Source organism: Undibacterium sp. Ji22W, from assembly GCF_049340305.1.
Taxonomy (GTDB): domain Bacteria; phylum Pseudomonadota; class Gammaproteobacteria; order Burkholderiales; family Burkholderiaceae_D; genus Undibacterium.
Genome location: NZ_JBMPOU010000002.1, coordinates 826,798 through 849,328 on the forward strand (window position 1 = coordinate 826,798; position 22,531 = coordinate 849,328).

Consider the following 22,531-nt stretch of genomic DNA (forward strand, 5'->3'; position numbering starts at 1 on the left):
GTCATCGTGTTTCTTTACTACCCACCCCATCTCTCACACAAGTTGACGTACCCAATGAAAGGCCTCAGCATCAATTAATTTGTTATCGATGCACCCTTTCACTCCATATTTAAAAACCCCATGCATAAATTTCGTGGCCTACCGAATCCCTCCCGGCAAAACCCCCAACTCCCGCTTAACCAAATGCCGCAGCATGGTCCCATTCTGATAGCCGACACGTTCTGCGACTAGCTCGATGGATAAGTTGGTCGACTCTAACAAATGCACAGCGCGCATCAGTTTTCGTCTTTGAATAAATTTGATAGTCGAGTCGCCTGTGGCTTCTTGTATTTTTCTCGATAGCGTTTTGGTGGAGACAGCGAATTGTGATGCGAGTTCTTGCACTGAGAGTGGGCGGGCGATGTTTTTGTCTATCCATTTTTCGGCAGCGATGACGATGGGGTCGAGGTGTTGATTCTGGGTGGGAATCATAAATCGTGCTTGCGATGAGCGCTGTTCGATCAGGAGATAGCGTGAGCACAAATAGGCGATGTTTGAGCCTACTACTTCCGCGACGATGTCGAGCACCACGTCCATTTGTGAAAAAACCGCGCCCGCTGTGAGGAAATTACCGTCGCGTACCAGCATTTTGGCTTCATCTAGGATGACATCGGGGTAGCGTTGCCTGAACGCCGTGGCTAGCCACCAGCTGGTGGTTGCTGTCCTGCCTTTGAGTAAACCCGCTTCTGCAAGCATGAAGGTCGAGGCGCAAGAGACACTGAGGCAGCTCCCGCGTTCTGCATAGTGTTTAAGTACGTCCATGACTTGCGAGACTTCTTTGCTGCTCAAACTGTCTTCTAGTTCCGCGAGCAATTTTTTGCCTGAGCCTGGTAGTAGCACCCAATCGGCTTCCGCTTCACCGCGTAGTAGTTGCTGAAAAGTGTAGTCACATGTGAGCTCTAATCCCGCTCCCGTGCGGATTTTTTTACGATGTCCGGCGGTGACGATACGAAAGCTTTGCGACTCGTGGTTGCGCTCGATGAGGAAGTTAGCCGTGCGCAAAATGTCCAGCGTAATTGCCAGACCGGAATCCAATATGCCTTCTGTGGCTAAAACAAGAAAGGTTTTCATTTGTCCATTATCACATGAAATATGTCAGATTAGACACTTCAAAAACACGCACCCTCCATCTATAGTTTGCTCACTGTCGAAATATTACGTACGAGGTGAGGTTTCATGAGTCAGGTTCCACAATCCAATCCGCAGCTACCGCTTTCCGACCAGCCAAGTCTCTTGCTAGCGGGTTTTCAAGTGAGGATGTTGAGCTTCATTGGCAGCACGAAGAAAGTCTATGTCGCTGGTGATGGACCCGCAGTCATCGTGCTCACAGAGATGCCTGGCATCAGTCCGCAAGTGATCCGCTTCGCTAAGTGGGTGATAGACGCCGGTTTTACCGTGTATCTACCGTCTTTGTTTGGTGTCGATGGCGCGGTGCCGAATGCTGAAGACGGTGCTGCGATTTTGAAACGGGCTTGTGTCAGCGCCGAGTTTCGCGCCTTTGCGAGTAATGAGTCTAGCCCGGTGACACAGTGGTTACGGCAATTGGCCAAGCACGCGCATCAAGAGTGCGGTGGCGTCGGTGTGGGGGCGATTGGTATGTGCTTTACGGGTAACTTTGCGCTGACCATGATGCTGGAATCGGTCATGCTAGCGCCGGTGTTGTGCCAGCCTTCGCTACCATTCGATGATCCTTCAGCGATTAATATGTCGGATGATGAGCTGCAAGCCGTCGCCGCTAGGCTAGAGAAAGACGATTTGTCGGTGCTGGCCTACCGCTTTGAAGGCGATCGCTATTGCCGCGCCGAGCGCTTTGATGCGTATAGCAAGGCCTTAGGTAAACGATTCGTCGCCAAGGTTTTACCCGATAGCGCTGCGCATCCTCATCCGCCGCCGTTCTTCGAAAAAGTCGTCGCTTGTCCGCATAGCGTGGTGACGGCGCATCTGGTGGATGAGCAAGGACAGCCTACCATCGCCGCACGGGACGAAATTCTGGAATTTTTCAAAAGCAAATTGTTGCCTGCGACGGACACCACGCTGTCTGAAATAGCGCCAGCGTCGTCCAACAATCATTGTTAGTGAAGGATGTGCGAATGACGATCAACACAGCAAGCTTATCCTTAGGTGCAGATCAACCGGTACGCAGCCTCGCGCCGCATGTGCTTGCTGAGCTTAATTACTATCGACCTAGCTCTACCCGCCCGGTTAGCTACACGTTCGAGCCGCCTGCAGGCGTGCCATGGGAGAGTGGCGACTATGATGTGCACAAAATGGCGATACACAACGCCCGACAATTAGCCACGAGACCGCGACTTCAAGTGGAGGGATTTGAGTTGTGGGATGCGAGCACCGAGGTTAGCGATTTTAGTGATCGTGCAAATATTGAAGACGTGTACTACCGCGAAGCCCGTCAACTTGCACTCGCGGTGACAGGTGCCAAACAGGCCTATGTGTTTGATCATTTACTTAGGCGTCGAGCGCCGAGAGACAATCCTCTCGATTTTGGTAAGCGCGGCGCGAATGGCTATGCGGCAGCGAATGGTCGCATTCATAATGATTACACCGAGGAATCAGGGAAGCGGCGACTCGCACTCGTGATTGAAGACTTGCATCAACGCGAACAAGTCACGCGCTTTAGCATCATCAATATGTGGCGCGCACTCAATGGCCCCATGCAAGACGCGCCTTTGGCGATTTGTGACGCTAGAACGGTATCGAGCAAGGAATTATTCCATTGCGATGTACGCTATCCGAATCGCACAGGTGATATCTATTTGCTTCAGCATTCTCCTCAACATCGCTGGTTTTACTATCCGTCTATGCGTAAAGAAGAAGTGCTGATTTTCAAGCAATACGATTCCTTGCACACCAACACCTCTCGCTTTACGCCACATTCAGCCTTTGACTTACCCGCAGTTCCGCCTGATACGCCGCCACGTGAGAGTATTGAATTACGTTGCTTAGTCACCTATTAGAGTTTTCCATGCATAAAAACACTTCTGCAAAAGCATTGCCAGAAATCGAATTTTGGTTTGAATTTGCCAGCAACTATAGCTACCTCAGCGTCATGCGCATTGAGGAATTGGCTCGTCTCTATCAAGTCAAAATAAAGTGGTGTCCATTTTTACTCGGGCCTATTTTCAAATCGCTGGGTTGGAATACTTCACCCTTTGTCCTGCAGAAAAATAAGGGGGACTATGTGTGGCAAGACATGGCGCGCCAAGCAAAAAAGTATGGCCTCGCATGGACGCAACCGACACAATTTCCTCGTTCTGCTTTATTGCCTATGCGGGTCGCGGCAGCCTATAAAGATGCGTCATGGATAGCTGAATTCTGCCGAGCGATCATGCACATCAATTTTGTGCGAGATAGGGAGATCGATAGTGCGACGGTCGTCCAGCAAGTGTTGACGGATCTCGCACTAGACGCCAATCTCATATTGAGAAACATGGAGAGCGACGAGAATAAGATCAAGCTGAGGCAACAAACCGAATTGGCGATAACGAAGAAGATCTTTGGGGCACCGAGTTTTATTGTGGAAGGACAGCTGTTCTGGGGGGATGACAGATTGGAGGATGCTTTGCATTTTGCACGAGGGGTTTATGATCGGAACTAAGGCGTATTGGCGTTATGCTGGAATTGAAATCGAACGATAGGTGGTGGGGGAAATATTCCCTCTCCCGCTAGCGGGAGAGGGCTAGGGTGAGGGTAGCTCAGCGACCGCGAAGTGTTTGAATAATACGAAACAGGACAAAGATTTAGATATTTCTGGTTTAAAAAATGTTATCTGAATCTGGGCGTCCCTCATCCCCGCCCCTTCTCCCGCATGCGGGAGAAGGGAGTTACAAGCCAAAACTGGCAAGAAAATTATTTCGGACTGCATCCAGAATTCGCCTTTACGTCTGTGAAACTAGATTCCGGATCAAGTCCGGAATGACAGTTCACTTGTTTGCATTTGACCGAAGCAAGTCTTATCACAGGAACTAAATAATCACCTTTATTAAGAGACTACTAATGACCATGCCCAATCCAATCACCGAGAACCATCCAAAGCCACCAATTGCTGCTTCACAAGTCCCTGCGCGATTGACGCCATCTAACTATCCATCGATTTTCGCGATCCAAATGGACGGGCGAAAAAAGCACGCGTTAGGTGACTATTTTGGTCTGAATAACTTCGGTGTGAATTTGACTGAACTACAACCAGGTGCGCGTTCATCATTGGTTCACTATCACACACGGCAAGATGAATTCATCTACGTGTTGGAAGGGAGCGTGAGCTTGATCCTTGGTGATGCCGAGCAAGTGCTGCATGCAGGTATGTGCTGTGGTTTTCCAGCGATGGGCGCTGCGCACTCACTCATTAATCGCAGTGATAAGATGGTACGTTATCTCGAGATCGGTGATAGAACAGAGGGTGACGAGGGAATCTATCCTCAGGATGATTTACAGGCGCTGCGCGTTGATGGGCGCTGGCAATTCGTGCATAAAGACGGACGTCCTTATGGTAACGATGTCTAGTCGGGGTGTTCGCAATATTGATTAACAAGGATAAATAAGCCAATGATGAATGTTTCTTCAAGAGCCTCCAAAGTCGCTCTGGTCACCGGTGCCAGCAGAGGGATAGGCGCGGCCACCGTTTTGGCACTTGCACGTGACGGCTATGCGGTCGGTATCAACTATTTGAGTAGCGACAGCGCTGCACAGCAATTGCTGAACGAGGTGATGAAGTTGCGTGGGCGTGCCGTGTTGTTAAAGGCCGATGTGTCACAGCAGAACGAAGTTGAGCAGATGTTTCTACGGTTGGATAAAGAGCTAGGAACGATCGATGTCTTGGTCAATAACGTGGGTATCTTGTTGCCGCAAGCCAGTGTCGTCGATATGGACGCGGAGAGAATTCTTCGCGTGTTGCAGACCAATGTACTGAGCGCATTCTTGTGTAGTAAGTACGCAATCCAGCGCATGTCGACTCAGTTTCATGGCAAAGGCGGTGCGATCGTGAACGTCTCCTCGGCAGCAGCTCGCCTTGGCTCGCCTAACGAATACGTCGATTACGCCGCATCAAAAGGTGCAATCGATTCGCTAACCAAAGGCTTGTCCTTGGAGCTTGCGCCACAGGGCATACGAGTAAATTCCGTCCGTCCAGGATTCATCCATACCGACATCCACGCTGCCGGAGGTGATCCGCTGCGTGTTGATCGCTTGAGTGCAGGGATTCCTTTAGGACGTGGCGGGTATCCGAACGAAGTTGCAGAGGCTATTTGTTTTTTAGCGAGCGAGGCGTCGTCCTATATGACGGGTGCCTTTTTGGATATCGCAGGCGGTAAATAAGTAATTGTGTCATTCGGTAGTCTTCGCATTTTGCGTGCAGACTGGCGGACAACTATAACGAAATCGGATTGAATAAACTATGAGCATCAGTGGACCAGAATTAAAACTTCGTGAACTCGGCATCGTCTTGCCTTCAATAAGCCCACCCGCCGGTAATTATGTGTCGGTCATCAGAACCGGAAATCTGGTGTTAACATCTGGCCGGGCAGCGCCAGCAATAGACGGGGTCGTGCCTAAGGGCAAATTGGGTAGAGAATACACCAGCGATGAGGGTTATCAATTTGCGCGCCTCGCCTGCCTCGATTTGCTAGCGGCAGTACAAAAGGAATTGAGTTCGCTGAATCAAATCGTACGATTCGTTGAATTGCATGGTGCTTTGAATACCACAGAAGATTTTAGTGATCATGCGCATGTGCTTGATGGGGCATCTGATTTGTTAGTGGAGATTTTTGGCGAAGCAGGCATGCACGTGCGCTCTGTCATTGGTGTGCATTCACTGCGCAATGGCGTGCCTCTGACCGTCAAGGCGACGCTAGAAGTTTAATAACCGATTAGTATCGATCAAATTTAAATAGAGAGGTGGCAATTGATTTCACATGTCTTCCTAGGAATTACCGAACACGCGCGTGCCCATGATTTTTATTCCGCGATCATGGATGAGCTGGGCTATGTTTTGAAGTTTTGTTATCCCGAAAAATCGTGGTCTGGCTGGGTTGAGAAAGGTACGCTTCGGCCCATCGTAGGCATTGGTAAGCCCTACGACGGAGAGCCCATGAGTGCGGGGAATGGTCAGATGCTGGCATTGTTAGCCAAAACTCGAAAAATAGTGGATGCAACTCATGCTAAAGCCATCGCACTCGGCGCAACTTGCGAAGGTACCCCTGGCCTACGCCCGCATTACCATCCCAATTATTACGGTGCCTATTTCCGTGATCTTGATGGGAACAAGATTGGTATCTGCTGTCATGCGAGCGAAGACTAGGACGTGTCGCCGAGGAAATTTGAGAAGTGCTAACCGGCGAGGGTAAGATGGATGAAAGGCTGCGATTGCAGCCTTTCTTGCTTTTTTGCTCATGCAATTCTTTATGCCTTTTGAAAAGCACGGCCACGCAAGCGACAAACCGCACAGAAAACATGAAACAACTAGACGGCAAGTGCCCCAAAGGAATATTCTTTCACTATTCCCTGAGGTAATGGTTCCAAAGCAGCGAGTGCGTTGCTTAATGGACAAATGATTAATTCAGTAACCATGTTTGCTGTGCCAATCATCTATCAACAATAATTCAGACCACTGATGGCGTTGAACCGTATTATTTTTTAAAGAATTTTTAGGAGTTGGTTATGGGCAAGGACGAAAACGGTGTTGTGTACGGAACGGAAGATCTGTTAACCGCTTTATGTAATTCCGTCACGCGAGTATTGAACGTGGCGACACAAACGAAGATCCATTATTCGGCCATGGTGCAACGCATTACCAAAATCGGACTCAAGCCAGACATCGGCTGCTTCGTGTTATTCGATGGCGGTTTTTCTGGCTTGGTCGTATTGAATTTTTCTGGTTCCGCTGCCTTAGAAATTTACGAAAAATACATGTTGAGTATGGGCATGCCAAAATCCGAGCTTGCCTCTGCGTTTACTTCGGATGAAGTCTCGAATATTTTGGGTGAACTAATGAACCAAATCGTGGGTGACTTCACTGGCAAGATCCGTCGCGAGCTGCAAACCAATATCACGCAAAACCAACCAAAAATGTTGGTACTCAACAAACAAGTCATGCTCAGCGTCGATACGCCGCTTGATCGCCCAGAAATCCGGCGCGTCTCTTTCTTCACCGAGAGCAACAACATCTTCTATCTGGAGCTGGCAATCGACCGCACCGAATTTATCAAACTTCACGACTTTGATTCTAGCGAAGTGCTCGACCCAGATGCCTTGCTCGATAGTGAGCAAGCAGATCGCGCAAAAGGTGTGCAAGCGGCAGCCGCAGCGCCTGCTGAGGACAATGATAGCGATGAGTTATTGCGGTCTTTAGGAATGTAAGCCTGTCCCAAGTTGTCAGGGGTCGGTAGCAAGAAATAGTTCTTTCATGCTGTCCCCTGAAAAATGCCAAGTGATCGTGACATTGCCGACTCCTATAATCATGAATCATGAATCACGAACTATCAAGATTTTAAAGTCTATACGCACTGCATTTTTTTCACATAAAGTTACTGTGTGAAGCATCGTTGTAGATCTTGATGCCAAGACCTTATCCCGTTTTTGGCGCCCCTGATTTGATGTTTCATTTAGATTCAAAATGCCGCCACGATCAAGGTCAATGATCGATAGCATTCTTCTTTTCTATTCTGTCCCTGTACCATGCGTCGACTTCAATGTGTCTTACTCTTCTGTGCCACGCTATTAGCTGACTTTACATCGAACACGCTGGTACAAGCACAAACTACATCGCACCTAGCGCAAATCAAAACCCGCAACACTCTGCGCGTAGGCACCACCGGTGATTACAAGCCCTTCAGTTATCGTACCAATACGAACAGCCCCTTCATCGGCTTTGATATCGAGATGGCACAGGCGTTGGCGAAAGCGCTTGGTGTGAAGCTCGAACTGGTGCCAACCTCGTGGCCAACGCTGATGAACGATCTAGAGAATGATCGCTTTGATGTGGCAATGAGTGGCGTGTCGATCTCTGCTGCGCGGCAAAAATTGGCGATGTTTTCGATCGCTTATTTACAGGATGGGAAGACGCCGATTACTTTGTGCGCGCATCAGGCGCGCTTTCAAAGCTTGGCACAGATAGATCAGGCTGACGTGCGTGTGGTGGTGAATCCGGGTGGAACCAATGAAAGTTTTGCACGTGCCAATTTGCAGCGTGCGCAGATGATTGTCTATCCCGATAACAATCACATCTTCGATCAGATTGTGGAGGGCAAAGCGGATTTAATGATCACCGACGCAATCGAAGCACGCTTGCAGCAACAACTCAAACCAAGCTTGTGTGCAGTACATCCCGAAGCACCCTTCAACGTCTCTGAGAAGGCGTATCTGCTACCACAAGACGCGGTATGGAAAGCCTTCGTTGATCGTTGGTTGCTGTCGTATATGGAACACGGCAAGCTCGCTGATAGCTTGGAAAAGTGGTTGCATCATCCGTGGCCGCAAGCGAGTCCGTCTGCAATACAAGTCGATGAACTACGTGATCTGATGGCGCAACGTTTGTCTATGATGGAAGATGTGGCGCGCCATAAATGGAATCAGCAAAGCGCGATCGAAGATCTGCCGCGCGAACAAAAAATCATCGCTTCTTTACAGCAACAAGCAACAGCACTCGGTATCCCAGCGACATGGGCGGAACATTTTTTTCGAGGGCAAATCGAAGCGGCGAAGCAAATTCAGCATGAACATTTTGTGCAGTGGCAAACACAGCAACGCGGCAAATTTGAAAATGTACCAAACTTGGATACCATCATTCGCCCAGAATTAGATCAACTCACCACACAGATTTTGCGACAATTAGCCTTGACTTGGCCAGCACTGCAAACTGCGCGAGAACAGCCACGAATTACGCAAGCAATGCAGAAATTACGCGACACACATTTGAGCACAGTTGCGGTGACTTTAGCGATCAAGCCCTTGATCGATGGCAGCGCATTCTAAATTTTTGTGCAATAACCCGGCTCTCCCACCTTCTAAAGAATCGCTGCGCAGCTAAACGGCCACAAATAAATTAGCCGGAACCCAAGTTAAAATCAAACTTTTCAATGACCTGCAAAAAAATCTGCAAAGCAGGATTGGCATCACCCTCGCGCCAAAGAACCAGCAAATCTGAAGTCGGCGGTATTTTGATGAAGTTCACTTCATGTTTTAAGTGATGCGAATAAGAAATCGGCATGATAGAAATGCCCAGCCCTTTGGCGACCAGACCCAAGAGTGCGACGCCGAAATCGGATTCCACATGGATGATGGGATCGAAGCCCGCACCTTGAAAAATCGCACGTAGCTGCGAAGCATGTTCGCTTTTGCCGGTAAGCGCTGGCAATACGAATTCTTCGTCTTTGAGTTTGTAAAGGTCCTGCAATTTAAGTTCGCGCTTACCCGCAAAGCGATGGCCAGCAGGCACTACCAAGGCAAAATTCTCTGTCATCAAATAGCTTGATGACAGATCATTAGCTTTTGCCGATTCTCGATTGAAGGCTATATCAATACGATGCGCCAGCAAAAACGGATCGACATCGCTGGCGTCGACCTCGATCATTTGCGCGACGATATGTGGGTACTTTTGATGCAAAGCTAACAGCAGATCAGGCAACACCGAAAAGGTAATCGAGGCCGGAAATCCTATACGTATTGCGCCGATTTCACCGGAGGCAATCAGGCTCGCGCGGCGCGTTACGCTTTCATAGTCGGCTACTAACTTGGCATATTGATCGCGTAGAAATTCACCGGCGGGCGTGAGTTTGACATTACGTTTATCACGTTCAAACAAATCAAAACCCAGCTCTTGCTCCATGCTTTTGATATGTCGACTGAGCGCCGATTGGGTGATGAAGACTTTCTCGGACGTTTTCCAAAAATGGAGTTCATCTGCCAATGCCAAGAAGTATTGTATTTGTTGAAGGTTCATCGCTGCGCCGCTCGTTAAGATTAATTAACTAACCCATATTTCACATTAATTGAATCGAATTTAGCATTTTTATGCATTAAATAGAAGTGTAAATTGCGTCTATGTGTTCAACAGATCACTGTTGAGGTGAAGCGAAGGAAAGAGTATGAAAACGCAGCAAATGAAACAGGACAAATACTTAAATGGCTTGGGCTGGGGTGGCGGTATCGTGTGCCTCATTGCGTATGGTTTAAACACCCAACAACTATTGGCCAGCACGTCGATGGCATTTCTGCTGATGAATGTATTTGGGTGCTGCTGCCTGATCTACTACACATACAGAAAACAAGCTTTCGCCAATACTTTTTTGAACGGTGTTTATTTGTTCATGACGGTGCTGGCGCTGATTGAAAAAGTTTAGATCAGAAGAATTAAATACCGCATTCTAAACACCAAATTCTAAATGCCACATTGTGAATGGAAGAGAACAATGATTACGCTAAAACGCACTGATTCAAGTAATACGGATTTTCAACAACTGGTTGTTGAACTCGATCGTTATCTGGCCATCACGGATGGGGATGAGCATGCGTTTTACACGCAATTTAATAAATCGAACGGTTTGAAATACGTTGTTGTAGCCTACGATGGCGATACGCCGCTCGGCTGTGGTGCGATCAAGAACTATGCTGACGAGGTTATGGAAGTGAAACGTATGTACGTCGCGCCAAGTGCGCGTGGCAAAGGCCTTGCCTCATCTATATTGAAAGAATTAGAAAATTGGGCTGTACAGTTGGCGCATCCAAAATGTCTGCTGGAAACCGGCGTAAATCAGCTGGAAGCGATACGTTTGTATCAAAAAAATGACTACCAAATTATTCCCAACTATGGGCAATATCAGGGTGTGGCAAATAGTGTCTGCTTCGAAAAAACACTAGTCGACACAGCGCAAGAAAAACACGTTGAAATTAGCATACGCTTCGCGGGAGAAAATGATGCCGAGCTACTTACTGAGCTCGGTAGAGAAACATTTCACGATGCATTTTCTGTCTATCCACAAATGCCGGCTGACGATCTCGCCAGCTATTTAAAAGCCGAGTTTACAGTCGCTAATTTGGCAGCCCAATTAGGAGATGAAAAATCTTTTTTTCTGCTAGCTGAGCATGCGGGTGAGGCAGTCGGTTATGCAAAAATGGAGGTACAGCAAGGGATGCCCGGCGTGCACCTAAATAATCCTATTAAGCTAAGACGACTGTATTGCAGACAGCGTTTTCTAGGTCTGGGCGTCGGTGCCAGCTTAATGGAAAGATGTATACTCGAAGCGGCAAATCGACAACATGATGGCATTTATCTCACGGTCTGGGAGCACAATCATCAGGCGCAGGATTTTTATAGAAAATGGTCGTATGAACCTTGCGCTTTAATTGATATAGTTTTGGGACAAGCTGCCTTACGCGATGTAGTAATGCAGAAGCACATTACGTCGGTTTGCTAACGCCACGCCATTAAGAGCTAAGAGCGCTTCAATGGTTTAAAATCAGTCATGCGATTACCTAAAGGAAATCAACATGGACATGAAGCACATCAATGCTGGCAAGCTACGCGCGATTGGTTACGACCTACGTGAACGCCAACTGCGCGTGGAGATGGATGACGGTACGTCCATCGATTATTCTGGCGTCGGGCAGGAGATCTGGCGGCGCTTATCGACCGCATCATCAAGTACGGCATGGAGTTTTTATCGCGATAATATCGAAGAAGAATTTCATGGTAAACGTGGTACGACTCGTTCTTCTTCACCTTCTACCAGTCGTTCTGCTTTAGAAGATTTGTTTAAGCCATCGGCTGACAAAGATAGCATTTGAATATGCGCATTTAATATCGTGACAACGCCCGCTTAGATTGCTGCAAATCGTTGATTTTTGGCGTCCTCGGTCACCATGACTATCGGGCGCTTCTTCTGCTTCTTCTGCTTCTTCTGCTTCTTCCACCTTCCATTAGCTAAACCAATCCCACAGATCAACCAATTTTTGTACGGCAACGAACAAACGAAAGCGTCAGATCGGCGCATGCTGCGTTCTCATCATATTCAGTAATGATAGGAGGCAGAAGTGGAAATTGACCAAAAAAGCGGTGTCCTTATTCAAATACGACAAGTCTGCGATACACAGTGGGAGGTCAACGAAACTGGTACTCAGACACCGCTCGGAACCTTTGAGACGAGAGAGAGTGCGTTCGACTATGCCACTGAAATCTCCAAATCCAAACCTGGCTCGCGCATAGAGTTAGCCGTAGAGCCGAATAAAAAAGAAGCCACAGAAAACGCGAAAGAAACTTTGCTCGATGATGCATTAGAAATGAGCTTTCCTTCCAGCGATCCGATTTCGGTGAACTCCGGAATCACACGAATTGAGGTCGCGCCTGAAATGGTCGATGCAGGTGTAGACCATCAAAATAGCCAAAGTATAGAACCAGCAAAGAAAGAAAAGTAGGCCGTATTCAGCCAATTTTATCGGATCAATTGTCTAGGAAATCATCATGACTCAATATCAAATCGCTGTCGTAGTTGGTAGTCTTCGCAAGGCTTCACTTAACCGCAAACTAGCAGATGCGATGGCAAAGATGGCGCCGCCAGAATTCGTTTTTAAACAAGTCGATATTGGTGACTTACCGCTGTACAACCAAGATGATGATGCGAACCAATGCGAGGCGGTGAAACGATTGAAAGCCGATATTTTGGCGTCGCAGGGATTGCTCTTTGTCACTCCAGAATACAACCGCTCGATTCCTGGCGTGTTAAAAAACGCGATTGATCATGCTTCCCGACCATATGGTCAGAGTGCTTGGGCTGGCAAGCCGGCGGGTGTATTGGGCGTATCCATTGGTGCGATCGGTACTGCGCTGGCACAACAACACTTACGCAATATTCTGGCGAATCTGGATGTGCCAACCCTCGGGCAACCGGAAGCCTTCATTCATGCAATAGAGGGTTTCTTTGATACCGATGGCAATGTTAATGCGGGAAGCAAGAAGTTTATCCAAACTTGGATGGATTCCTATGTGGCTTGGGTCAAAAAGCACGCGAAACAGTCTGCCTAAGAATTTCACCGAACTCCCTAATCCCATTTTCCACAGAAAGAACATCATGCACGAATCCAAAAAATCAGCACACACCGGCATCGATACCGATGCAATCCGCGAAGCAGCTAAAAATTTTGATGATGGTGCGGTCACTGCAGGTTATCAGGGCGACCGCAAACAAGTGATCGCTTTGTTGAATGCGGCATTGGCAACCGAATTGGTATGTGTCTTGCGTTACAAGCGCCATTATTACACTGCCAGCGGTTTACAAAATGGACCAATCAAAGCCGAGTTTTTACAACATGCACTTGAAGAGCAAGCGCATGCCGATCAGCTGGCAGAGCGCATCGTGCAACTCAATGGCAAACCCGATTTCAATCCTGCCACCTTGATGGAACGCAGTCATGTTGAATATGATGAAGCCGATGATATTCAAGCCATGATCAAAGCTAATTTGATCGCCGAGCGTGTCGCAATCGAAACCTATCGTCAAATGATAGAACAGATAGGGGAAACCGACCCGACGACACGACATATGTTGGTCGGTATTATGGCAATGGAAGAAGAACATGCAGATGATATGCGAGACTTATTGGCGTAACTGAGCTGGCGTAACTGAGCTGGCTTAACTATGTGCGTCGTACCTGAATAAACAATGCCAGAATAATTAAACCCGTCGCCACGGCAAATGTGATTCGCAAGCCGCCAAGGGTGTCGGGTGTCAACGTATGGCTAGCGCTACTAATAGCAAAAATCCTACCCATCAACGAAGCACCAGTGATCAGACCGAGATTGCGTGCCAAGTTGAGCATGCCCGCAATCAAGCCGCGTTGTCCGACGTCGATGCTGCTCATCACAGCCGCATTATTTGCCGCTTGAAATAATGCATAACCCGCTGTCATCAACACCAATGGTGCTATGTAAGCAGCAAGGCCAAAATGCCCAGCCAGCATGACGACCGACGCACTGCCAACGAACATGACGACAAGCCCAACGCTGCACATGATTGTTGCCCCAAAACGATCGACCAAACGTCCTGCAGGTAGGCCTGTGACAGCAGCAACAATAGGACCGGATGACATCACGAGTCCTATATGTGCCGTATCTAAGTTAAATGCCTCCGCAAGGTAGAAGGGGCCAACTACCAGTGTTGCCATGACCACCGTCGTGACAAGGGCGCTCATGGCAAAACCACCGCTGAGCTCAGGCTGACGGAATAGACTCAGCTCAATTAATGGTGCTGTGCTACGACTTTGCACACGCACAAACATAGCTAGTCCTGTCAATGTCATTAGCAATAAAGCCGCATTCGTCGATTGAAAACTGCTACGACCCAAAGTCATTGCCAGTGCGTAAGTTCCCAGACTAAAGGCTAACAACAGACTCCCCACAAAATCGAATGCCAAGCGCGGCTGCTTTTCCGACTGACTCTCCGCCGGCAAATAGCAATAGACAAGCAACCACGTCAACAAAGCGAACGGAATATTGATCGCGAAAATCGCCTGCCAACCAACGCCACCAATCAAGAACCCACCCACTACAGGTCCAAGCGCAGTACCAACAGCCGACATACTCCCTAGCAGCCCCATCGCGCTTCCGGTTCGCTCTTTAGGGAGTGCTCCGGCTACCATCGCCATAGCAAGCGCCATCATGGTCGCAGCAGCCGCACCTTGCAAGGCTCGTGCTGCGATTAGGAACCACAAATCGGAAGCTATTGCGCACAGAACGGATGCGATTGTGAAGGTCATCAACCCAAATAAAAGCAAACGTCGTCGCCCGATGAGATCGCCCAAACGGCCTACACTGACGATCAATGTGGTGATCGTCAGCAGATACGCAAGCACCACCCATTGCACCTCTTGCATACTGGCGTGAAAGTTTTGTGCCAAATTGGGTAAGGCCACGTTGGCAATGCTGGTGCTGAGAGATGACAGCAAGATGCTAAGACCTAGCGCCACTAATATTGCATAGGATTTGATGTTTTCAGAGGTCATTTTATTGCCGATAAATTTTGGTCTTATTGAATAGGAAAAGATTCAAAGCGAGAAGGCATCAAGCAAACAAAGTGCACTCTCAATAAACTGAATGTCGTTAGCTTACGCCGCTCGAACACCTAGCGGAAGGCGCAGCATTTGCACTTTATTCGTGTATGGGACGCTAGCTATCAGAAATCAACGTTACAATAGCTGTATGCCTACACCCGATTTCAATTTACTGATCACACTCGATGCCGTATTAACTGAAGGCAGTGTGGCGAAGGCCGCCCGCCGTTTGCAGTTGAGTCCGTCTGCGATGAGCCGGGCTCTAGCGCGTTTACGTGAGGCGACTGGCGATCCTTTGTTAGTGCGTGCTGGTCGTGGATTAGTGGCAACGCCGCGAGCATTGGCGCTGCGCGAACAAGTTAGTCATTTAGTGCAGGCGGCGGAGGCAGTTTTACGTCCTGTTAGCGCGCCTGATCTTGGGCAACTGAAGCGAACATTTACGCTACGTAGCAGTGAGGGTTTTGCGGAAAATTTTGGTGCAGAAATAATCAGGCGTGTACATGCTCAGGCACCGAATGTTCGCCTTTGTTTTATGCCCAAGCCAGATAAGGATAGCGCCTCATTGCGCGATGGTACAGTTGATTTGGAAACCGGCGTGATCGACGATAATATGAGTCCAGAATTACGCACACAGGCCTTATTCAAAGATCGATTTGTCGGTGTTATGCGGGCCGATCATCCATTACTCCTAAGCACGGTCAAAAGCAAAAAAACAGGGGAAGTCAGCATCACATTGCCTCGTTATTTAGCCAGTCAACACATAGGTATTTCACGCAAAGGAATTATTTCTGGTCCGGTTGACTCTACATTGCAGAAACTTGGCGTGGAAAGAAATATCAAAACTATCGCCGGCGGGTTTTCGACCGCCCTGGCACTGGCACGTGCAACAGATTTAATCGCTAGCGTACCCGCGCGTCATACCGGTGACTTGCGCAATGGGATGCATAGCTTTGCATTGCCATTTTCTGTGCCTGAAATCAGTATTGCCTTAATCTGGCATCCACGTATGCAAGCCGATCCTGCGCATCGTTGGTTGCGCGAGTTGGTACGGGCGAGTTGCGAAGTCGCTTAATCATTTGAACGCACTATTCTTACTTTCCTGCATAAGCAATATTTTTCCTTGAATTCTGCCTTCACATCGTCCATATTGTGATGAAGGAGGTCATTTTTTTGCTTGTGTCTTCTCTCTTGCCGCAATTCCCCGTGTAAATACTCTCGCTGTATCCGTCCGCATTCCGCAGTTTGTCTGTTTTTTTGATTAGCTAGTCGAAAGGATATCGTCATGGAACACAATAAACATGCCTCGGCCACCAACACCGAAAATGATCCTTCGGTTCCCCTGCTAGAAATGAATATGACACCGATGATAGACGTGATGCTCGTCTTGATTATTATGTTCATTACGACCTTACCACTCTCACAAAATGCAGTAAATATGACGATGCCGAACTCCTGTGATGGCAATTGCCCGCTGCCAGATGTCGTCAGAGTTGATGTTGATTTTGATGGAACCTTGAGTTGGAACGGGATAGTGCTGGATAAATCGCAATTAGACGCGCGCTTTACCGGCCTCGCAGAAATGCGCAAACAACCAGAAGTACAGTTACTCGCGCATCGACTGGCTGCTTACAAAAATGTGGCCGCTGTTTTGGCCTCAGCGCAAAGCAGGGGAGTTAAATCTTTGGGTATCATCGGGAATGAACAATTTATGACAAGGTAATCATCGTCACTTAATCTACTGCAAACTAATTTACGCAAATTAATGACCTAAGTTTGTTTTTTCGATGTGTTCATTGCATCGATGCTGCGTCACGCTGGTGAGCGTGAACGCAGCGTTTTTTATGGAACTTGGCTACTGAGTTCCCACGTATGAAGCTCGAATAAAGCTCAACATGAAAGCGCAGGACATGCCAACCAAAATCCAAATTCAGGTTGGCAGGATGCGTCATCAAAACTTTTGTTACACTAGCTGAGCTTTGCATTTTTGTGCGCCATTGGGCGTTAACCTTTTCTGCGGGAATTCACTATGCCACAACTTAAAATTACTTATTTCGACACCCACGGTGGTCGTGCTGAGCCAGTCCGACTTGCCTTGGCGATTGGCAATGTTGCCTTCGAAGATCACCGTTTTGCCTTTCCAGCATTCGCTGAAGTGCGCAAAAGCACACCATTTGGCCAGGTGCCAACTTTAGAAGTCGATGGTGTTCAGGTAACACAATGTGATTCCATGCTGCGCTATGCAGGTAAATTAGCTGGTTTGTATCCAGAAGATGCCTATCAAGCCCTTTTATGCGATGAAGTCATGTATGTCGTCGAAGAAGCAAGCGTGAAAATGGGGCCCACGTATCGAATGACTGGCGAAGAACAAAAGGCAGCACGTCTCGCGCTGGTCAACGGCTCCGTACCTGTTTATCTGCGCTGGCTGGAAAAACAATTGTTGGCGCATGGTGGCGAATATTTTGCAGATCAACGTTTAACGGTCGCTGATTTGAAAGTCTTTATCGATGTTCGCACATTGAACTCAGGTCGTCTTGATCATGTCCCAACCGACTTAGTTGAACAAGTTGCCCCAGCACTCAATGCGCACGCAAAACGTATTGCGGAACATCCAGCAGTCGTCGCTTACTACGCACAATTTGCAAAATAATTCGCGAAGTTTTTACTTATCGCAAATAGGTTACCAGAGGCGCTAGCCTCTGGTAACTTTATGCTGACGCGATGCTACTAGTATTGCCGCCATCGTCTTCTTTGTCTTGATCGCCCGCAATGGGAATCGTAAACCAAAAACGACTACCCGCATCAACGACCGATGAGAATCCAATTTCACCGCCCATCGCTTCCACGATTTTCTTTGTAATATTTAGACCTAAACCTGTACCACCTTGTTTCCGGGTGCTCGCACTGTCGGCCTGCGAGAAGGCTTCGAAAACACGCGATTGAAACGCAGTAGGCATACCGCAACCATAATCTTCAACCTCAATCTGCATCATCGTTCCACTAACTTGTACGCGAATATCCACAAATTTATCTGCTACTGAAAATTTTGCGGCATTCGACATCAGGTTGGCCATAACCTGCATTAAGCGTTGATAATCCGCCACGACCATCGGCAAATTTTCGCTCGCTGTATAACGGAATTGTGTGCGGTAATTTGCGGCATAAGGTGCGTTCACAGTGATTGCATCCTGTATTAATTCATTCAAATCAATTTTATCCAAATGCAAAGTCATTTTTCCAGATAACAATTTATCCATGTCGAGAATATCATTCACCAATGATAAAAGCCGTTGACTATTTCTATGGGCAACTTTGACAAAATCCATCGCCTTAACCGGCAGCTCTCCGAGCACTCCCGCTTCTAATAAACCTAATGCCCCGCGTATCGAGGTGACTGGCGTACGCAACTCATGACTGACCGTGGAGATCAGCTCGGCTTTGATTCGTTCCAATTCCTTGTGTTGAGAAATATCGGTATGCGTGCCTATCATGCGCAAAGCCTTGCCCTCCGCATTGCGAGCCACAACTTTACCGCGATCCAATATCCACAAATAGCTGCCATCTTTGCACAGCATCCTGTTTTCAATCGAAAACGATGCAGTTTTTCCATCAAGATTCGCTTGCACACTGGCCATGACTCTAGGCAAATCGTCGGGATGGACACGCGATGACCAATCGATCAACTCTTGACCGACTTCATGTTCGGCGTACCCCAGCATACTCTTCCAGCGATTCGATAATAAAATTTTGCCCGTCTGCAAATCCCAATCCCACACGCCGTCACCACTGCCATCAAATGCAAACGCCAGACGCTCTTCTACGATACGCATCTCTTCAAGAGCTGCGCTGGTAATTTCATTTGCCGCGCGCATTGCTAAGGCATTGTTTTTGCTGACAGTGATGTCAAAGCGAATCGCAATATATTTTTCTATCTCGCCTCTGAAGTTTGTGAATGGCGCAATAAATGTATCGACCCAATAAATACTGCCGTCTTTGGCGCAGTTACAGACCTCACCGCGCCAGGGCTTCCCACTGGAAATTGTCAACCACATCTCGACCCAGAATGCAGCGTCTTGCCTGCCAGAATTCACCAATCGATGGTTTTTCCCGATTAAATCACTTCTGCTATAACCGCTGCGCTCGCAAAATGCTTCATTCATATCCAAAATATTTCCCGCGGGATCACTGACCGACACAATCGCGTGCAAATTTAATGCATTCAGCAAGGCATCTTTATCCCGCACTGCGCTGCTCAGCTTAACGCCCATCGCATCAAATGTTTGCGCCAAGCTTTCAATCTCGCGGTAATTGGCATCGACTTTTCGCATAGAATGCGGCGAGTCTGCCGATGCGAGATCAAATTGCGCAATATTCTGAGTGATTTCTTCAATCGGCTTCGCAATATTGTTTGACAGTGCCAAAGCGAGAATAGCACCAACGGCACTGAGTAAAATCAACATCAAGATCGTGACCGCACCTAATCCATGCACCGGTAAAAATGCTTCGGCCTGATCGATATGCGCCATGATGCAGCCACCACCAATCTCTTTGACATACCGAAAACCATGAATGATCGGAACATTCCGATAGTCCAGATCCAAGGTTTCGCTATTTTCTAGCGACAGACAACGCCGCATAGGTTCCGCAGAAATTGGATCAACGCCATGCCCTTGCAACGATTGATAACGGGCACTGGTAATGAAGAAGCCTTTGGCGTCAGCTAAAAATGTCTCACCGGAGTGACCCAACTCTTTCGGTTTGACAAAAATAAATTGCAAGCTACTTGCTGAATAACTCAGGTATAAATGCGCCTTCGACTCGGCAGTGCTAGCTCTCATTAAAAAACTTGGAATACGCCCAGATTCCCGCGGCAAAAAATAAGCGAGTTGGCCGTCGTAAAACCGAACAGTATTGGGATCGAACGGGCGTAATTCGCCTACTTGAATTGGTGCTGCATCTTCGAGCACAAAGAACGCGCCTTCGGCGTTTTCGAAACGCACTAAGCTGCTTAAAGCGACCTCCACACAAGCACGATTTTTCTGGATTGGCGCGCAGCTTTTTTCGAGCTCAGATAAACCAACTTCGAGCTGGCGTTGATTTTGCAGTAGAAAATTTTGCAGGTTGTTATGTTGATTTTGCGCGGAAATTCCTACCACCTCAATCGCGTGATTGCGCGTGTTGCCATAGCTAAGGTAATAGGCAAGACCAACCACCGCGCTACTGGGTATCAGTAAGCACAAAAAAATAATCAATGCCAAGCGCCAGCGCAGCGAAATTCCGCTAATTTTCTCCACTCATACCTCCCGAAATACGCCTAGATAGTAATCTAGATATGCACTGAAAGAAATATTCGCACCAGTAAATTGACATCATCAAGACCAAAATGGCGACAACGACAATCGCGAAATAAAAGGGGTACGCGGACGATTCGATCCATTGAACCAGCATGAAAAAGGCTGACGTGTCATGCTTGATGTCCTCCCTGTGCCACCTCGATTCGACTAAAATGCCGGATTACTTTCTGCACCGAGCGTCTGTTGACATGACAACAACCACAATACAATCTCACCCACCACACGCCGTGTCGCGCCTGCGCTCCGCACGCTTAGAGCGCAGCACTCGCCCCTTTCTCGCTCGTGGCGGACCGAGCGGCGAACGTTGTGCCGGTTGTCGCTTAATTCTTAGTCACTGCATTTGTACGCTACGAACAATTATCCCGACACAATCGGGCGTCTGCCTATTAATGGCTGAACATGAAACCTTAAAGCCCAGCAATACGGGTTGGCTGATTGCCGATGTCGTGCCCAACACTTGGGCTTTTCCGTGGGCAAGAACGACGGTGGAACCCGCTTTGCTGAGCTTGTTAGCCGATACGCAATGGCAACCGTATGTAGTGTTCCCTGGTGAATTCGTGGCGCCCGAACGTGTGGTGTCGAATGTATTCGGGGTAGAGGAAAATACAGCCAACACCGTCAACACTAAACGTCCCTTGTTTATCTTGCTTGATGCTACTTGGCCCGAGGCGAGAAAAATTTTCAAGAAAAGCCCTTATTTGGATCGATTCCCCGTACTGAGTATCGCGCCTGAACAATTATCGCGCTATCGTCTACGTCGCTCACGCCGCGAAGATCATTTATGTACATCCGAAGTCGCTGCAATCTGCCTTGGCCTAGCCGGCGAGACTCTGGCGGCAGAAACGTTGAGCGCCTATCTGGATGTATTCACCAATCACTATCTGAGTGCTAAACAACAACTAAAAATTAATTGGGACGACGAGGTGCATCAGCAACTACAAGCCTTACGAGCAAAGGCAGCGCTGGGCTAAAATCTCTCAGATGCTGCCAGAGCGTCAACCAATTCTTTCGTAAAACCAGATAAACTAGCGAACTTCATGCCGCCAGCCGCTTGCCAAACCGTGTCAGGCAAACAGCGCGGTACATAATTTGACCATGGATGATGAGTAAACATGACTGATATCAGCAAACCCGCCTTTCCCGATCGCCTTTCTGTAGACCCACGCAGCAAATATTATGTCGCTGCAATTTTTGACCACGAAGTCGGCATCATGCTCAATGGTAAAGAACGTTTGGGCGTAGAGGAATACTGCATCAGCGAAGGTTGGATCACAGTCCCGGCTGGCAAAACTTTAGATCGTAAGGGCATGCCTATGATGATTAAAGTCAAAGGCACGGTTGAGCCATTTTATCGTTAATCCGCGGTCGATTTTTCAGGAAACTCTTTTGTGTCTAGCATAGAAAAAGCACTACAAGTAGCCGCGCAGGCGCATGCCGGTCGAATAGGTGAAGATGGTGATCCGGAGATTTTGCATGTACTGCGCGTCATGCTGCGCTTGAGCGCCGATGACGAAAGACAGACGGCGATTTTGCATGATGTGATCGAAGATGGCGGCATGACAGCGCCAGAATTACGCCAAGCTGGATTCACAGAAGAGATTATTTTAGCGGTCGAAACCCTCACAGGACGCATGGATGAAAGTTATGACGACTACATCCAGCGCGTGATTCAGCACCCACTCGCCACTCGCGTCAAACGCGCCGACGTGGAAGAGCATGCAGCGGTAGTCAGCCGCATGCCCGTGACTGATGAGCAAATAGAGCGCATGGGTAACTATCAACGTGCCCGTGCTGTGCTTGCACAAGCGCTGGCGCAGGCTAATAGCCCAGCCTAGAGCGCTCATTTTTCGTTTTTAGGTCAGCTCATAAGGCAAGCGCTGGCCTCTCCTCTTCCCCATCGCATTTCATCTTCACCACTTCACACCCGATGTGGAACTTTGCTTACCTTACATGGTCTGCACTTACCGTGTCGCGCGCATTGCGGCGAAGGCTGCACACGAAATAACAACAGCTCTTGTGCGACGAACTCGCATAGGGAATACTGCAAGCCTATTCATACAAAAAGAACATTGCTGCTCTGCAAGATATTC

Annotated in this window: 26 protein-coding genes; 21 read left to right on the forward strand and 5 right to left on the reverse strand. The window is 48.2% G+C overall.

Annotated features, from left to right (window positions below; translation table 11 throughout):
- Positions 1 to 138 precede the first annotated feature (138 nt).
- Positions 139 to 1,110 (reverse strand): GlxA family transcriptional regulator, encoded by a 972-nt coding sequence (locus ACO0KW_RS10315; protein ID WP_423052989.1) that lies wholly within the window; start codon positions 1,108 to 1,110, stop codon positions 139 to 141.
- A gap of 105 nt (positions 1,111 to 1,215) precedes the next feature.
- On the opposite strand from ACO0KW_RS10315, the gene ACO0KW_RS10320 reads away from it, so the two are divergent.
- The 9 genes from ACO0KW_RS10320 to aroQ all read left to right on the forward strand — a co-directional run bounded on the left by ACO0KW_RS10320 (position 1,216) and on the right by aroQ (position 9,021).
- Positions 1,216 to 2,115, forward strand: coding sequence for a dienelactone hydrolase family protein (locus ACO0KW_RS10320; protein ID WP_423052990.1), 900 nt, complete (start codon positions 1,216 to 1,218; stop codon positions 2,113 to 2,115).
- Positions 2,116 to 2,129: 14 nt separating this feature from the next.
- Positions 2,130 to 3,011, forward strand: a complete 882-nt coding sequence (locus tag ACO0KW_RS10325; protein ID WP_423052991.1) for a CmcJ/NvfI family oxidoreductase — start codon at positions 2,130 to 2,132, stop codon at positions 3,009 to 3,011.
- An 8-nt stretch (positions 3,012 to 3,019) separates the two neighbouring features.
- Positions 3,020 to 3,652 carry a 2-hydroxychromene-2-carboxylate isomerase gene (locus ACO0KW_RS10330; RefSeq protein ID WP_423052992.1) on the forward strand — a complete coding sequence of 211 codons (633 nt, stop codon included), beginning with the start codon at positions 3,020 to 3,022 and terminating at the stop codon, positions 3,650 to 3,652.
- 398 nt (positions 3,653 to 4,050) lie between these two features.
- Complete coding sequence (locus tag ACO0KW_RS10335) at positions 4,051 to 4,557, forward strand: cupin domain-containing protein (protein WP_423052993.1); 507 nt, start codon at positions 4,051 to 4,053, stop codon at positions 4,555 to 4,557.
- 45 nt (positions 4,558 to 4,602) lie between these two features.
- Complete coding sequence (locus tag ACO0KW_RS10340) at positions 4,603 to 5,367, forward strand: SDR family oxidoreductase (protein WP_423053464.1); 765 nt, start codon at positions 4,603 to 4,605, stop codon at positions 5,365 to 5,367.
- A gap of 79 nt (positions 5,368 to 5,446) precedes the next feature.
- Positions 5,447 to 5,911, forward strand: coding sequence for a RidA family protein (locus tag ACO0KW_RS10345; RefSeq protein WP_423052994.1), 465 nt, complete (start codon positions 5,447 to 5,449; stop codon positions 5,909 to 5,911).
- 42 nt (positions 5,912 to 5,953) lie between these two features.
- Positions 5,954 to 6,349: a VOC family protein gene (locus ACO0KW_RS10350; RefSeq protein WP_423052995.1), complete on the forward strand. Its 396-nt coding sequence runs from the start codon at positions 5,954 to 5,956 to the stop codon at positions 6,347 to 6,349.
- Positions 6,350 to 6,708: 359 nt separating this feature from the next.
- On the forward strand, positions 6,709 to 7,407 hold the full coding sequence (locus ACO0KW_RS10355) for a DUF3334 family protein (protein ID WP_423052996.1): 699 nt from the start codon (positions 6,709 to 6,711) through the stop codon (positions 7,405 to 7,407).
- 318 nt (positions 7,408 to 7,725) lie between these two features.
- Entirely contained in the window at positions 7,726 to 9,021 is a 1,296-nt protein-coding gene (gene aroQ / locus ACO0KW_RS10360; RefSeq protein WP_423052997.1) for a gamma subclass chorismate mutase AroQ, read from the forward strand.
- 70 nt (positions 9,022 to 9,091) lie between these two features.
- On the opposite strand, the gene ACO0KW_RS10365 is transcribed toward aroQ, so the two are convergent.
- A complete protein-coding gene (locus tag ACO0KW_RS10365; RefSeq protein ID WP_423052998.1) occupies positions 9,092 to 9,988 on the reverse strand; it encodes a LysR family transcriptional regulator in 897 nt (298 codons plus the stop codon).
- 145 nt (positions 9,989 to 10,133) lie between these two features.
- On the opposite strand from ACO0KW_RS10365, the gene ACO0KW_RS10370 reads away from it, so the two are divergent.
- The 6 genes from ACO0KW_RS10370 (at position 10,134) to ACO0KW_RS10395 (ending at position 13,649) form a co-directional block, all read left to right on the forward strand.
- Positions 10,134 to 10,388, forward strand: a complete 255-nt coding sequence (locus ACO0KW_RS10370) for a hypothetical protein (protein ID WP_423052999.1) — start codon at positions 10,134 to 10,136, stop codon at positions 10,386 to 10,388.
- 69 nt (positions 10,389 to 10,457) lie between these two features.
- Positions 10,458 to 11,462, forward strand: a complete 1,005-nt coding sequence (locus ACO0KW_RS10375) for a GNAT family N-acetyltransferase (RefSeq protein ID WP_423053000.1) — start codon at positions 10,458 to 10,460, stop codon at positions 11,460 to 11,462.
- A gap of 73 nt (positions 11,463 to 11,535) precedes the next feature.
- Positions 11,536 to 11,832 carry a KTSC domain-containing protein gene (locus tag ACO0KW_RS10380; RefSeq protein ID WP_423053001.1) on the forward strand — a complete coding sequence of 99 codons (297 nt, stop codon included), beginning with the start codon at positions 11,536 to 11,538 and terminating at the stop codon, positions 11,830 to 11,832.
- Positions 11,833 to 12,078: 246 nt separating this feature from the next.
- Complete coding sequence (locus ACO0KW_RS10385) at positions 12,079 to 12,459, forward strand: DUF2188 domain-containing protein (RefSeq protein ID WP_423053002.1); 381 nt, start codon at positions 12,079 to 12,081, stop codon at positions 12,457 to 12,459.
- Between the two features lie 46 nt (positions 12,460 to 12,505).
- Entirely contained in the window at positions 12,506 to 13,066 is a 561-nt protein-coding gene (locus tag ACO0KW_RS10390) for an NADPH-dependent FMN reductase (RefSeq protein WP_423053003.1), read from the forward strand.
- Positions 13,067 to 13,112: 46 nt separating this feature from the next.
- Positions 13,113 to 13,649, forward strand: a complete 537-nt coding sequence (locus ACO0KW_RS10395; RefSeq protein ID WP_423053004.1) for a ferritin-like domain-containing protein — start codon at positions 13,113 to 13,115, stop codon at positions 13,647 to 13,649.
- 28 nt (positions 13,650 to 13,677) lie between these two features.
- Here ACO0KW_RS10395 and ACO0KW_RS10400 read toward each other — a convergent pair whose 3' ends face one another.
- Positions 13,678 to 15,042: an MFS transporter gene (locus ACO0KW_RS10400; protein WP_423053005.1), complete on the reverse strand. Its 1,365-nt coding sequence runs from the start codon at positions 15,040 to 15,042 to the stop codon at positions 13,678 to 13,680.
- 196 nt (positions 15,043 to 15,238) lie between these two features.
- Here ACO0KW_RS10400 and ACO0KW_RS10405 point away from each other — a divergent pair, with 196 nt between their 5' ends.
- The 3 genes from ACO0KW_RS10405 (at position 15,239) to ACO0KW_RS10415 (ending at position 17,737) form a co-directional block, all read left to right on the forward strand.
- On the forward strand, positions 15,239 to 16,162 hold the full coding sequence (locus tag ACO0KW_RS10405; protein ID WP_423053006.1) for a LysR family transcriptional regulator: 924 nt from the start codon (positions 15,239 to 15,241) through the stop codon (positions 16,160 to 16,162).
- 210 nt (positions 16,163 to 16,372) lie between these two features.
- Positions 16,373 to 16,810, forward strand: a complete 438-nt coding sequence (locus tag ACO0KW_RS10410) for an ExbD/TolR family protein (RefSeq protein ID WP_423053007.1) — start codon at positions 16,373 to 16,375, stop codon at positions 16,808 to 16,810.
- Between the two features lie 306 nt (positions 16,811 to 17,116).
- On the forward strand, positions 17,117 to 17,737 hold the full coding sequence (locus ACO0KW_RS10415) for a glutathione S-transferase (RefSeq protein WP_423053008.1): 621 nt from the start codon (positions 17,117 to 17,119) through the stop codon (positions 17,735 to 17,737).
- A gap of 58 nt (positions 17,738 to 17,795) precedes the next feature.
- On the opposite strand, the gene ACO0KW_RS10420 is transcribed toward ACO0KW_RS10415, so the two are convergent.
- A complete protein-coding gene (locus ACO0KW_RS10420) occupies positions 17,796 to 20,381 on the reverse strand; it encodes a PAS domain-containing protein (RefSeq protein WP_423053009.1) in 2,586 nt (861 codons plus the stop codon).
- A 248-nt stretch (positions 20,382 to 20,629) separates the two neighbouring features.
- Between ACO0KW_RS10420 and ACO0KW_RS10425 the strand changes: the two genes are divergently transcribed.
- Positions 20,630 to 21,412, forward strand: a complete 783-nt coding sequence (locus tag ACO0KW_RS10425; protein WP_423053010.1) for a tRNA-uridine aminocarboxypropyltransferase — start codon at positions 20,630 to 20,632, stop codon at positions 21,410 to 21,412.
- Here the strand turns inward: ACO0KW_RS10425 and ACO0KW_RS10430 are convergent.
- Positions 21,409 to 21,555: a hypothetical protein gene (locus ACO0KW_RS10430; protein ID WP_423053011.1), complete on the reverse strand. Its 147-nt coding sequence runs from the start codon at positions 21,553 to 21,555 to the stop codon at positions 21,409 to 21,411. The two genes, ACO0KW_RS10425 and ACO0KW_RS10430, sit on opposite strands and share 4 nt — an antisense overlap.
- Between ACO0KW_RS10430 and ACO0KW_RS10435 the strand changes: the two genes are divergently transcribed.
- Complete coding sequence (locus ACO0KW_RS10435; RefSeq protein WP_423053012.1) at positions 21,554 to 21,799, forward strand: DUF3297 family protein; 246 nt, start codon at positions 21,554 to 21,556, stop codon at positions 21,797 to 21,799. The two genes, ACO0KW_RS10430 and ACO0KW_RS10435, sit on opposite strands and share 2 nt — an antisense overlap.
- A 30-nt stretch (positions 21,800 to 21,829) precedes the next feature.
- On the forward strand, positions 21,830 to 22,276 hold the full coding sequence (locus ACO0KW_RS10440; protein ID WP_423053013.1) for a hypothetical protein: 447 nt from the start codon (positions 21,830 to 21,832) through the stop codon (positions 22,274 to 22,276).
- Positions 22,277 to 22,531 lie beyond the last annotated feature (255 nt).